The following is a 14104-nucleotide window of genomic DNA, read 5'->3' on the forward strand; positions in this document are numbered from 1 at the left end:
AATTTGAGCGGGTGAAGCCGCATGTGAATGTGGGAACGATTGGTCATGTGGATCATGGAAAGACGACGTTGACGGCGGCGATTACGACGATACTGACGAAGAAGTTTGGTGGAGAAGCCAAATCATACGATCAGATTGACTCGGCGCCGGAAGAACGTGCACGCGGAATTACTATCAATACATCCCACGTTGAATACGAAACAGACAAGCGCCATTACGCACACGTAGACTGTCCTGGTCATGCTGACTATGTGAAGAACATGATTACCGGAGCGGCACAAATGGATGGTGCCATTCTGGTGGTATCAGCAGCTGATGGTCCGATGCCGCAAACGCGTGAGCATATTTTGCTGGCTCGGCAAGTGGGGGTGCCCTACATCATCGTTTTCATGAACAAAGCGGACATGGTAGACGATGCTGAATTGCTTGAACTTGTCGAAATGGAGATACGCGAACTATTGTCCAACTATGATTTTCCGGGTGACGACACACCTATTATCATTGGTTCGGCATTGAAAGCGCTGGAAGGAGATAAGAGTGATATTGGTGAAGCCGCCATTCTGAAATTGGCAGAGGCACTGGATTCGTATATACCGGAGCCAGAAAGGGCAATTGATGGGGCTTTCATCATGCCTGTGGAAGACGTCTTCTCAATCTCTGGGCGTGGGACCGTAGTCACGGGGCGTGTGGAGCGTGGGATAGTCAAAGTAGGTGATGAAATCGAAATCGTTGGATTGAAACCCACGATCAAGACAGTATGTACCGGTGTGGAGATGTTCCGTAAATTGCTGGATCAGGGGCAGGCTGGTGATAACGTGGGTATCCTGTTAAGAGGTACCAAGCGAGAAGAAGTGGAGCGTGGGCAGGTACTTGCCAAACCCGGCAGCATACTGCCACACACCAAGTTTACTGCAGAGATCTATGTGTTGAGCAAAGAAGAGGGTGGTCGTCATACACCATTTTTTGCGGGATATCGCCCACAGTTTTATTTCAGAACAACGGATGTGACAGGATCGATTGAGTTACCGGCAGGTGTTGAGATGGTGATGCCCGGGGATAATATCTCGGTCACAGTCAATCTGATTGCGCCGATTGCAATGGATGAAGGGCTGCGTTTTGCAATCCGTGAAGGTGGACGTACCGTAGGCGCAGGCGTGGTCGCTAAAGTGATCGAGTGAGTTTATAGAAGCTCTTGTAGTATTGTTGTGAGTTTTAAAGAAAGTAGGCCAGTAGCTCAATTGGCAGAGCGTCGGTCTCCAAAACCGAAGGTTGGGGGTTCGATGCCCTCCTGGCCTGCCATCAAATAGATGAAACAGATCTGATATCCTTAGTTTGAGTTAAAGATAAAAGACTAGTATTTCTGTTTTTTAAGAGTCAGATGTAATTTAAGAGATAAGAGAGTGAACAAATTTAAGCTTGGGTTGGCAACACTGTTGGCGGTGGCTGGCTTTTTCAGCTTTTATTTTTTTCAAGACAGTCCTACAGTAATCAGAGTGGTAACCCTATTATTAGGGTTGGTTCTTGCATTTGTGGTCATTTTATTTACGACACAAGGAAAGCAATTATTCTTATTTTTTCAGGATTCAGTAGAAGAAGTAAAAAAAGTTGTTTGGCCCAGTAGAAAGGAAACATTGCAAATGGCCGGTGTGGTCTGTGCGTTTGTCATAGCGATGGCACTTTTTCTATGGGTCGTGGATTCGGGTTTAATGGCGGTTGTTAGATACGCAGTGGGTCAAGAGAGTTGAAAATGTTCCGGGAGGAATATGAGTAAGAAATGGTATGCCGTTCATACCTATTCGGGTTTTGAAAAGAGTGTAAAAAGAGCTTTAAAGGATCGGATAGCGCAGCATAAACTTGAGGATAAGTTTGGTGAGATTTTGATTCCTGTTGAAGAAGTTATTGAGATTAAGGGTGGTCAAAAAAGTATAAGTGAAAGAAAATTTTTCCCAAGTTATATTTTGATTGAGATGGAGATGACCGATGAAACTTGGCATTTGGTTAAAGGTACGCCAAAAGTAACGGGATTCGTTGGTGGGACATCTACGCAACCTGTTCCAATAAGTCACAAGGAAATAGAAAGTATATTTAATCAAGTGAGGGAAGGGGTAGAAAAACCCAAGCCAAAAGTAATTTTTGAGGCAGGTGAGGCAGTACGTATCAAAGAAGGGCCATTTACTGATTTTCACGGGAATGTAGAAGAAGTTAATTACGATAAAAGTAAGTTGCAGGTATCCGTATCCATTTTTGGGCGGCCGACTCCTGTTGAATTGGATTTTCATCAGGTTGATAAGGTTTAGTAAGAAATATAAGTCGTTATTTACAGCAAACATAAATCTGTGTTTGCTGTGGATTGAGCAGTAACCCAATAAGGGGAGAGTGTTATGAGAGTAATGCTCGCTTGGACCCAGATAGGAGAATATTTTGGCAAAAAAAATAGTAGGTTATATAAAGCTGCAAATACCAGCAGGTAAAGCAAATCCAAGTCCTCCAGTGGGGCCAGCACTTGGGCAGCGCCAGCTGAATATTATGGAATTTTGTAAAGCTTTTAACGCAGCAACTCAAAAAATGGAGCCTGGATTGCCCGTGCCGGTGGTAATTACAGCTTATGCAGATAAGAGTTTTACATTCATCCTGAAAACAACCCCTGCATCTGTTTTAATTAAGAAATTAGCCGGTCTCAGTAAAGGTAGCGCACAACCTCATGTAGATAAGGTGGGTAAATTAACCCGCAGTCAGGCAGAAGAAATCGCGAAAATAAAAATGGCTGATCTTACTGCTGCAGATATGGATGCAGCTGTCCGGACAATTGCCGGTAGTGCCCGGAGTATGGGTGTGGAAGTCGATGGGGTATGATATGGCCAAAACTTCAAAGCGTTATAGAGAAATAGTACAAAAAATTGACCGTAGTCAGCTGTACTCGCTGGTTGATGCATTAGCACTTGTGAAAGAAACTGCGGTAGCTAAATTTGATGAATCAGTTGATATTGCAATAAATCTTGGTATTGATGTACGTAAATCTGACCAAGTGGTAAGAGGATCGGTAGTTTTGCCATCGGGAACCGGTAAGTCAGTCAGAGTGGCAGTGTTTGCACAAGGAGATAAGGCTAAAGAGGCTTTAGATGCAGGTGCAGATATTGTGGGGTTTGAAGACCTTGCTGAACGTGTGAAAGCAGGGGAGATCAATTTTGACTTGGCTATTGCTAGCCCTGATGCAATGCGGGTAGTTGGGCAATTAGGGCAGATACTTGGCCCTCGGGGATTAATGCCAAATCCAAAGGTGGGTACGGTAACAGTTGATGTTATAAACGCAATTAGAAATGCCAAAGCAGGGCAGGTTCAATTCAGAGCTGATAAAGCCGGTATAGTACACTGCACAGTGGGTAGGGCTTCTTTTGATGTAGAAGCCTTGAGAGCAAATATTATGGCATTGGTTGATGCGTTAAATAAATCCAAGCCGACAACATCTAAAGGTGTTTATCTACGTAAGATGGCTATCTCAAGCACCATGGGTGTGGGTGTGCGTGTAGATCATACGGCAATAGTTTAAGTGTAATAAAAGGCTTTGGGCTGCTGATATAGGCAAATCAGCAGGTTATCAAAGACCGTTGGGGCTGTTTAAATCATAAATCAGTATTCTATGCTGATTTATGAAATAAAAGCTTAATTGCAATCAAAAGGCGATGCCGGCTAGATAAGCGGTAAGCTTAATAGTTGTGCCCAACGCAGATGGCGTGCCCATAAAGCAGGCAGAAGAAGATTTCTCCTGATTAGGACGCCGTTGTATAGCAGAAGGATATCGTTGTAAATAACGGTAGGTTTTTATTGGCTGAATTCTAACTGGAGAATATCTTTTGAGTCATAACCTCGAGGGAAAGAAAGCGATTGTAGCCGAGGTAAGTAGTCAAGTTGCAAAAGCTCAGGCCATTGTAATAGCTGAATATCGTGGGCTGGGTGTTGATCAGTTTACTCGACTGCGAGTCAAAGCACGTGAGTCTGGAATTTATTTCCGAGTAATCAAGAATACCTTCGCAAGAAGGGCTGTTGCCGATACCCCATTTTCTGGATTGGCAGAATCGATGGTGGGGCCGCTTGCTTATGGGATAGGTAGCGATCCTGTTGCTACTGCAAAAATTCTTCATGAGTTTGCCAAGGATAATGATCGTTTTGTAATCAAAGCTGGTGCTATGGCTGGAATAGTAATGTCCGATAAGGATGTGGCTGCTCTGGCTGTGTTGCCCAGCCGAGAGGAATTGCTGTCCAAGTTGCTTGGTACCATGCAGGCTCCTATTGCAAAATTTGTTAGAACACTTAATGAAGTACCTTCAAAGTTTGTACGTGGACTTGCTGCGGTGCGTGATAAAAAATAATTGGCACATATAGTCGGCTAAAACGATTTATATCAGATTGGTTAGAATTTAATTTATATCAGGAGTAGAAATGGCTATAGCAAAAGCGGAAATTTTAGAATCTATTGCGAATATGACAGTTCTGGAATTGTCTGAGCTGATTAAGGAAATGGAAGAGAAGTTTGGTGTTTCAGCCGCTGCTGCAACGGTTGCTGTCGCTGCAGCACCCGCAGCTGCCGCAGCTGTCGAGGAACAAACTGAATTCTCCGTAATCCTTACTGCAGCAGGTGATAACAAAGTTAACGTTATTAAGGTTGTCAGAGCTGTTACTGGATTGGGTTTGAAAGAAGCGAAGGATTTGGTCGATGGTGCGCCTAAGACAGTTAAGGAAGGTATTTCTAAGGAAGATGCCGAGTCACTTAAAAAGCAATTAGTTGAGGCTGGCGCTGGTTGCGAGATCAAATAAGGCTATTAGTTATTGAGGCTGGCAAGTGCGTATGGTGTACTGCCAGCCTTTGTTATTAGAGGCAAGAGTTTGCTTCCACATAATAAAATAAGATCAGTTAGTCAGGCGATAATAAGCACCTTCAATTTTACGTGATTATCCTAACGATCTGATTTAGTTGTATAAGCTTTTGAACATCTTTATCTATAGTTAATGAACTGTCTGGATGGAGTGTTTCTCTACATCGCCCACGCGCCTTTGGCAGATAGGTTAAGGTTATAACCTTATTCAGATTTGGTGTAATCAGATAAATCACCCCGCAACCCGATCATATCTTCAGTGCACGGAGAAATTTAATGAGTTATTCGTTTGCCGAGAAAAAACGTATTCGGAAGAGCTTTGCCAAGCGTGCCAGTATTCTACCATTTCCGTTTCTCCTCGCTACTCAAATACAGTCTTATACTGATTTTCTGCAGGCAGAAATTGCGCCTGGTAAACGCAAGAATCAGGGGCTACAGGCTGCATTTAACTCAGTTTTTCCAATAGAGAGTCATTCTAATAATGCTCGTCTGGATTTTATAAGTTATATGCTTGGTTCTCCTGTATTTGATGTCAAAGAATGCCAGCAAAGGGGCTTGACTTACGCAGCTCCGTTACGTGCCAGGGTTAGATTGACCATTCTGGACAAGGAAGCGTCAAAGCCGACAGTCAAAGAAGTCAAAGAGCAGGAAGTGTATATGGGAGAAATTCCTCTCATGACTGATACTGGTTCTTTTGTTGTCAATGGTACAGAACGCGTTATTGTTTCACAGTTGCATCGCTCGCCTGGTGTATTTTTTGAGCATGATCGAGGCAAGACTCATTCATCCGGAAAATTATTGTTTTCTGCCCGTATTATTCCGTATCGTGGTTCATGGCTGGATTTTGAGTTTGATCCCAAGGATTATGTTTATTTCAGGATTGATCGTCGCCGCAAAATGCCGGTTACGACTCTCCTAAAAGCGATGGGGTATTCTCCCGCACAAATTCTCGCGGATTTTTTTGAGTTCGATCATTTTATCCTCGTGGACAATAAGATTTTCTTCAATCTTATACCTGAGCGCTTGCGTGGAGAGTTGGCTGGTTTTGATATAGTTTCTGAAGATGGCAAGGTTTTTGTACAGAAAGACAAACGAATAACGGCCAAGCATGTTCGTGATTTGCAGCAGGCTAACCTCACTAAAATTCCTGTACCTGAAGAATTTCTGCTGGGAAAGATTCTGGCTGCGGATCTCGTAGATAAGGAAACAGGGGAAATTATTGCGCTGGCCAACAGTGAAATAAGTGAAACGTTACTTGGACGAATCAGGCAAACTCAGAGCAGTGAAATCAGCACGCTGTTTGTAAATGATCTTAACTACGGTCCTTATATTTCACAAACATTGAGGATTGATGAGACCACTGACCAGATGTCTGCCCAGGTTGCTATTTACAGAATGATGCGGCCAGGTGAGCCACCCACTGAAGAAGCCGTTCTGGCTTTGTTCAATGGTTTGTTTTATTCCCCAGAGCGTTATGATTTGTCCGTCGTCGGGCGGATGAAATTCAATCGTCGGGTGGGGCGCGAGGAATTAACGGGATCTACGACTCTATCAAATGACGATATCATCGATGTTATCAAGATACTGGTCGAGCTGCGCAATGGTCGAGGAGAGATCGATGATATTGATCACTTAGGTAATCGTCGTGTTCGTTCTGTGGGTGAGTTGGCGGAAAACCAGTTTAGAGCAGGGCTGGCACGAGTCGAGAAGGCGGTCAAAGAACGTTTGAGTCAGGCAGAATCCGAAAATCTTATGCCACATGACTTTATTAATGCCAAGCCGGTCTCTTCCGCGATTCGTGAGTTTTTTGGATCGAGTCAGCTATCACAATTCATGGATCAGACTAACCCTTTGTCTGAGGTTACGCATAAAAGACGGATTTCAGCATTGGGGCCTGGTGGTTTGACACGGGAACGTGCAGGTTTTGAGGTGCGAGATGTGCATCCAACCCACTATGGTCGTGTTTGTCCGATTGAAACACCTGAAGGTCCCAATATCGGTCTGATCAACTCACTGGCTCTTTATGCCAGAACCAATGAATATGGATTCATAGAAACTCCGTATCGAATGGTTAGAAATGGACGGGTTACTGAAGAAGTCGTATACCTTTCAGCAATTGAAGAAAGTCAATATGTGATCGCACAGGCGAATGCGAATTTTGACCAGAATGGGGTATTTACCGATGAAGTCGTTTCCTGCCGCCACAAAAATGAGTTTACTCTGGCATCAAGAGATCAAATTGAATATGTAGATATTGCACCTGCACAAATTGTTTCTGTAGCAGCATCTCTGATCCCCTTCCTGGAGCATGATGATGCTAACCGTGCACTGATGGGATCAAATATGCAACGTCAGGCCGTACCCTGTTTGCGTGCCGAGAAACCGTTAGTGGGCACGGGGATAGAGCGAGTAGTTGCCGTGCATTCTGGAACTGCCGTCAGAACGATACGTGGTGGTGTGGTGGATTATGTGGATGCCAGTCGTATAGTGATCCGTGTGCACGATGCGGAGGCTCGTGCTGGTGAAGTGGGTGTGGATATCTACAATCTTACAAAATATACTCGTTCAAACCAGAATACCAATATCAATCAAAGACCTATTGTAAGAATGGGTGATGTGCTCTCTCGTGACGATGTAATTGCAGATGGCGCATCGACGGACTTGGGTGAACTGGCTCTTGGTCAGAATATGCTAATAGCATTTATGCCTTGGAACGGACTTAATTTCGAGGATTCTATTCTGATATCTGAACGGGTTGTATCTGATGACCGATTTACTTCAATCCATATTGAGGAATTGGCAGCAGTCAGTCGTGATACCAAACTGGGTACCGAGGAAATAACTGCGGATATACCAAACCTGTCTGAACGCCAGCGTGCACGGCTTGATGAGTCTGGGATAGTTTACATTGGTGCTGAAGTTGAAGCCGGGGATGTATTGGTGGGTAAAGTAACACCAAAGAGTGAAACACAGCTGACACCGGAAGAAAAGCTTCTGCGAGCCATTTTTGGAGAAAAGGCTTCTGATGTCAAAGATACATCTTTGCATGTGCCGGCTGGTATTTCGGGGACAGTGATCGATGTACAGATTTTTACCCGTGAGGGAGTGGATCGCGACAAACGTTCCAAACAAATAATCGCAGATGAACTGGGCCGCTTTAAAAAGGATCTTGCTGATCAGATGCGTATCGTTGAAGCAGATGCGTTTCAACGTGCAGAGCGCTTGCTTACTGGCAAAGTTGCTGCTGGCGGACCTAAAAAACTAGCCAAAAATTCGACCATCACTCGTGATTATCTCGAAAATGTGGAAAAGCACCACTGGTTTGATATACGTCTGGTCGATGAAAACACAAGTCTTCAACTGGAACAGATCAAAGATAGTCTGGTTCAGAAGCGAAAACTGTTTGATCTTGCATTTGAAGAGAAACACCGAAAACTTTCTCAAGGCGATGAATTACCGCCTGGTGTACAGAAAATGGTGAAAGTCTATATCGCTGTAAAAAGAAGATTGCAGTCTGGCGATAAGATGGCTGGTCGACATGGAAACAAAGGTGTTATTTCCAAGATTGTACCGATAGAAGATATGCCTTATATGGCGGATGGCACACCAGTTGATGTTGTGCTGAATCCATTGGGTGTTCCTTCACGTATGAATATTGGTCAGGTACTCGAAGTGCATTTGGGATGGGCTGCCAAGGAGCTGGGTAAACGGGTGAATGAAATGCTGGCCTCTCAGCGTAATGTTTCTGATATCCGCGATTTTCTAAATAAAATTTATAACAATAGTGGTAAACAGGAAGATCTGACTTCTCTGGAGGATGATGAAGTACTGGCATTGGCAAGAAATCTGTCGAGTGGAGTGCCTTTTGCTACTCCGGTGTTTGATGGTGCACATGAGTCAGAGATCAAACAGATGCTGAAACTGGCTGGATTGCCTGAGTCTGGTCAAACTACACTCTATGATGGTAGAACGGGGGAAGCTTTTGATCGTCCGGTTACTGTAGGTTATATGCATGTGCTAAAACTTCATCATCTGGTAGATGACAAGATGCATGCGCGCTCAACAGGTCCATATAGCCTTGTTACTCAACAACCATTAGGTGGTAAGGCCCAATTTGGGGGGCAGCGGTTTGGTGAAATGGAGGTTTGGGCACTGGAAGCTTATGGCGCATCCTATACCCTTCAGGAAATGCTTACTGTGAAATCTGATGACGTTAATGGACGGACCAAGGTTTATGAGAGTATCGTCAAAGGTGATCATAAAATTGATGCGGGTATGCCGGAATCATTCAATGTACTGGTTAAGGAAATCAGATCTCTGGGGCTTGATATTGACTTGGAAGAGCATTGATACGTTCTTGATCCGATACATGATGTTTTGCCGGCTATGTACGGCAACCTCGTCCTGATGGGGTTTCATATTAAATTCCTCAAGGCTGAGATTCAGAATTTCCTTGATCCATTTCAGGTTTATACGTTGATTCACAGGAGTGACACGTGAAAGCACTGCTTGATTTATTCAAACAAGTTACACAAAAAGAAGAATTTGATTCCATAAAAATAGGTTTGGCTTCTCCTGAAAAAATTCGTTCATGGTCATACGGGGAAGTGAAAAAGCCTGAAACAATCAATTACCGGACCTTCAAACCCGAGAGAGATGGTTTATTTTGTGCCAAAATTTTTGGTCCGGTCAAAGATTATGAATGTTTATGCGGTAAGTATAAACGGCTCAAGCACCGGGGCGTGATATGTGAGAAATGTGGTGTGGAGGTTACTTTATCCAGAATCAGACGTGAGCGGATGGGGCATATTGAATTGGCTTCACCCGTTGCTCATATATGGTTTTTGAAATCATTGCCTTCGCGTCTAGGTCTCGTTCTGGATATGACGTTACGAGATATCGAACGAGTTCTGTATTTTGAAGCTTATGTCGTTACCGATCCCGGCATGACTCCGCTGAATCGTGGTCAACTTCTGACAGAAGACGACTACCTGAATAAAACAGAAGAATTTGGGGATGATTTCAGTGCTGTGATGGGCGCAGAAGGTATCCGTACCCTGCTAAGCAACATGGATATTCCATTGGAAATTGAATCCTTACGTTTGGAAATCCAGACGACTGGTTCAGAAACCAAAATCAAGAAAGCCGCCAAGCGGCTCAAGGTGCTCGAAGCATTCAATAAATCCGGTATGAAGCCGGAATGGATGATACTGACGGTATTGCCTGTGCTTCCGCCTGAGCTGAGACCATTGGTTCCATTGGATGGAGGTCGTTTTGCAACCTCTGATCTCAATGATTTGTACAGGCGTGTTATCAACCGCAATAATCGTTTGAAGCGGTTGCTGGAACTGCGGGCACCGGAAATTATCATTCGTAACGAAAAACGTATGTTGCAGGAATCGGTGGATTCGTTGCTTGATAACGGCCGCCGAGGAAAAGCAATGACCGGGGCCAATAAGCGGCCCTTGAAATCACTTGCAGATATGATCAAGGGTAAGGGTGGTCGTTTTCGCCAGAACCTGCTGGGTAAGCGAGTAGACTATTCCGGCCGATCCGTAATCGTGGTGGGTCCGCAACTCAAGCTTCATCAGTGCGGTTTACCGAAAAAAATGGCACTGGAGTTATTCAAACCATTTATTTTCAATAAATTGGAAACGATGGGGGTTGCAAGTACGATCAAAGCTGCCAAGAGGGAAGTTGAGAACGAAAGTCCAATCGTATGGGATATCCTGGAGGAAGTTATCCGTGAACATCCTGTAATGCTTAATCGTGCCCCTACCTTACATCGACTCGGTATTCAAGCGTTTGAGCCTATCCTGGTCGAAGGAAAGGCGATCCAGTTACATCCGCTCGTATGTGCTGCTTTCAATGCCGACTTTGACGGTGATCAGATGGCTGTACACGTTCCTTTGTCGCTCGAAGCTCAGATGGAATGCCGTACGCTGATGTTATCGACCAATAACGTCCTTTCACCAGCTAATGGTGATCCAATCATTGTTCCTTCTCAGGATATTGTGCTGGGTCTTTATTACATGACCCGCAAGAAGATAGGTGCTCAGGGAGAGGGAATGGTTTTCTCGGATATTTCGGAAGTTGTGCGTGCTTACGAAAATAAGGTTGTGGAGCTGAATGCCGGAATTATCGTCAGAATCAAGGAAAGAAAAAAATCTCGTTCACATGGCGAAGAGCCTGTTGAAGCAATAACACGTTATGAAACCACCGTTGGTCGAGCACTTATTTCTGAAATTTTGCCAGCAGGACTTCCTTTTTCCATAATCAACAAGGTACTCAAGAAAAAGGAAATTTCGAAGCTTATCAATGCGAGTTTCCGTTTATGTGGTTTACGGGAAACCGTTATATTTGCTGATAAGCTTATGTACTCTGGTTTTTCCTATGCTACTCGTGGTGGTATTTCCATCTGTTTGGATGATCTTGTTACCCCATCGCAAAAAAATGACATTATCCATGCTGCTGAGCAGGAAGTGCATGAAATTGCAAATCAGTATATATCCGGTCTGGTGACACAAGGAGAGCGTTACAACAAGGTTGTAGATATATGGGGTCGAGCCGGTGATCAGGTAGCTAAGGCGATGATGGATCAGCTGAGTGTCGAGCCGGTTACAGATCGTGAAACCGGACAGGTCAGAGCCGATAAGAATGGTCAGGTTGTTACTCAGGAATCATTCAACTCAATTTACATGATGGCGGATTCGGGTGCTCGAGGATCTGCTGCACAAATTCGTCAGCTTTCCGGTATGCGTGGTCTTATGGCGAAGCCCGATGGTTCTATCATTGAAACACCGATTACAGCCAATTTCCGTGAAGGCCTCAACATTCTTCAATATTTTATTTCGACACATGGTGCAAGGAAGGGATTGGCCGATACAGCGCTCAAGACTGCAAATTCAGGGTACCTCACTCGTCGTCTGGTTGATGTGACTCAGGATCTAGTTATCACAGAAGATGATTGTGATACAGATGGTGGCGTAATAATGAAGGCGCTGGTGGAAGGTGGTGATGTCATTGAGTCTTTACGAGAGCGTATATTGGGTCGTGTGGCTGCGACAGATATTGTGAATCCGGAAACTGGTGCAGTCATTTATGCGGCGGGTATGTTGCTGGATGAAGATGCGGTTGACGAGATCGAAACTTGTGGTATCGATGAAGTAAAAGTAAGGACACCACTCACTTGTGAAACCCGATATGGGTTGTGTGCAAAATGCTATGGGCGCGATCTGGGTCGAGGAATGCTCGTCAATGTTGGAGAGGCAGTAGGAGTAATCGCTGCTCAATCGATTGGTGAGCCGGGTACACAGTTGACCATGCGGACCTTCCATATTGGTGGTGCGGCTTCAAGAACAGTTGTGGCTAATCAGGTTGAAAGTAAATCCAACGGGGTTATTCGTTACTCTCATCATATTCGTTATGTGAAAAATGCCCAGAATGAGCTGATAGTCATTTCACGCAGTGGTGAAGTTTATATTCAGGATGAAAATGGTCGTGAACGTGAGCGGCATAAAATTCCTTATGGTGCAACATTACTTGTTCAGGATGGTGAAGTAATCAAGGCAGGACAGATTCTGGCATCATGGGAACCACACAAACGTCCGATCATAGCGGAATATGCGGGTAAGGTACGTTTTGAGAATGTTGAAGAAGGTGTAACAGTCGTCAGGCAAATCGATGAAATAACCGGCCTGGCAACTCTGGTGGTTATCGACCCCAAACGGCGCAATGTTGCGCAATCTAAGGGATTACGGCCACTTGTCAAATTCCTGGATGAGAATGACAATGAAATCAATATCCCTGGAAGTGACCAGCCTGTCAGTATTACATTCCACGTCGGATCGATTATTACGGTACGGGACGGACAGCAGGTGAACATCGGTGAGGTTCTGGCGCGTATTCCTCAAGAGACATCCAAAACTCGTGACATTACGGGTGGTTTACCCCGTGTGGCTGAACTGTTTGAAGCCAGAGTGCCGAAAGATGTGGGTTTTCTGGCAGAAGCCACCGGTACAGTTGCTTTCGGGAAGGATACCAAAGGAAAGCAACGACTGGTCATTACTGATCTCGACGGGGTTGCGCATGAATATCTTATTCCCAAGGATAAGCATGTGACAGCACATGATGGACAAGTCGTAAATAAAGGAGAAGTGATCGTTGATGGGCCGATCGATCCCCACGATATATTGCGGTTGCAAGGTGTCGAGGCATTAGCCCGGTATATCAGTAACGAAGTACAGGATGTTTACCGCTTACAGGGGGTGCGTATCAATGATAAGCATATCGAGGTGATTGTTCGTCAGATGCTGCGCCGAGTTCAGATAATGAATGCGGGTGACTCAAGTTTCATTCCGGGCGAGCAAGTCGAGCGGGCAGAAGTACTTACTGAGAACGAGAAGCTCATCGCCGAAAACAAGATGCCTGCCACCTATGAATATGTACTACTAGGTATAACCAAGGCATCGCTTTCTACAGATTCATTTATTTCTGCGGCTTCCTTCCAGGAAACAACCCGGGTTCTGACCGAAGCATCCATCATGGGTAAGAAGGATGATTTACGTGGTTTGAAAGAAAATGTGATTGTGGGTAGATTAATACCGGCAGGAACCGGGCTGTCTTTTCACAATATCCGGAAAAAACAGAGATTATCGGAGAGCGCTGCTTACCTGGATACTGATTTAACGGAGAATGAAGTGACGGAATGATGGAATAGTTTCTGAACGGATTCATTGGGGGGCGTGATTGGTTTTCCAGCATTGTTAAAATCTTGACTTAGCCCTGCTGAGGAAGTAGTCTTGAGAAGATGAGTAGTAAGTGATTAGGAGTAGATAAAGCTGGTTACCTGAGAGGGATCGGGTAACCGGTTATTGTTTTGTATCTGGTAAAAGCCGACGAACAGGTAGATTACGGAGGAGAGAGATGAGAATAGGGGAGTGGATGAGGGGTTTATTGCTCTGTGCGGGGTTGATGATGTGCGGGGTGGTTCATGCGGACATATCGACGGTACCGGACGAGACGTATGATGCGTTGAAGCTGGATCGAGGTAAGGCGACCCCGAAAGAGACGTATGAAGCGCTGGTCAAGCGTTACAAGGACCCGGCGCATGGAGCGGGGAAAGGGACGATGGGAGATTACTGGGAGCCGATAGCGATCAGTATATATATGGATCCCAATACTTTTTACAAACCACCGGTATCTCCCAAAGAAGTTGCGGAACGCAAAGACTG

Annotated in this window: 9 protein-coding genes, 1 tRNA gene and 1 pseudogene; all 11 read left to right on the forward strand. The window is 44.8% G+C overall.

The window, feature by feature from the left end; all coding sequences use genetic code 11:
• A partial coding sequence (gene tuf / locus B5D58_RS12355; RefSeq protein WP_143779590.1) for an elongation factor Tu occupies window positions 1-1178 on the forward strand: 1178 nt, incomplete at its 5' end.
• Between the two features lie 45 nt (window positions 1179-1223).
• Window positions 1224-1299 (forward strand) — tRNA-Trp (locus B5D58_RS12360).
• Between the two features lie 101 nt (window positions 1300-1400).
• Window positions 1401-1745 (forward strand): preprotein translocase subunit SecE, encoded by a 345-nt coding sequence (gene secE / locus B5D58_RS12365; protein WP_041356828.1) that lies wholly within the window; start codon window positions 1401-1403, stop codon window positions 1743-1745.
• 18 nt (window positions 1746-1763) lie between these two features.
• A complete protein-coding gene (gene nusG / locus B5D58_RS12370) occupies window positions 1764-2297 on the forward strand; it encodes a transcription termination/antitermination protein NusG (RefSeq protein ID WP_011112564.1) in 534 nt (177 codons plus the stop codon).
• 124 nt (window positions 2298-2421) lie between these two features.
• Window positions 2422-2853 (forward strand): 50S ribosomal protein L11, encoded by a 432-nt coding sequence (gene rplK, locus B5D58_RS12375; protein ID WP_011112563.1) that lies wholly within the window; start codon window positions 2422-2424, stop codon window positions 2851-2853.
• Between the two features lies 1 nt (window position 2854).
• Window positions 2855-3547: a 50S ribosomal protein L1 gene (gene rplA, locus B5D58_RS12380; RefSeq protein ID WP_011112562.1), complete on the forward strand. Its 693-nt coding sequence runs from the start codon at window positions 2855-2857 to the stop codon at window positions 3545-3547.
• A 304-nt stretch (window positions 3548-3851) separates the two neighbouring features.
• Window positions 3852-4367, forward strand: a complete 516-nt coding sequence (gene rplJ / locus B5D58_RS12385; RefSeq protein WP_011112561.1) for a 50S ribosomal protein L10 — start codon at window positions 3852-3854, stop codon at window positions 4365-4367.
• A 70-nt stretch (window positions 4368-4437) separates the two neighbouring features.
• A complete protein-coding gene (rplL, locus tag B5D58_RS12390) occupies window positions 4438-4812 on the forward strand; it encodes a 50S ribosomal protein L7/L12 (RefSeq protein ID WP_011112560.1) in 375 nt (124 codons plus the stop codon).
• Between the two features lie 335 nt (window positions 4813-5147).
• The gene (gene rpoB, locus B5D58_RS12395) at window positions 5148-9221 is read left to right on the forward strand and encodes a DNA-directed RNA polymerase subunit beta (RefSeq protein ID WP_011112559.1); all 4074 of its coding nucleotides are present in this window, start codon (window positions 5148-5150) and stop codon (window positions 9219-9221) included.
• A gap of 146 nt (window positions 9222-9367) precedes the next feature.
• Window positions 9368-13582 carry a DNA-directed RNA polymerase subunit beta' gene (gene rpoC / locus B5D58_RS12400; RefSeq protein ID WP_011112558.1) on the forward strand — a complete coding sequence of 1405 codons (4215 nt, stop codon included), beginning with the start codon at window positions 9368-9370 and terminating at the stop codon, window positions 13580-13582.
• Window positions 13583-13796: 214 nt separating this feature from the next.
• Window positions 13797-14104: pseudogene (locus B5D58_RS12405) on the forward strand (hydroxylamine reductase); the annotation flags it as partial.

Source organism: Nitrosomonas europaea, assembly GCF_900167395.1.
GTDB lineage: Bacteria > Pseudomonadota > Gammaproteobacteria > Burkholderiales > Nitrosomonadaceae > Nitrosomonas > Nitrosomonas europaea.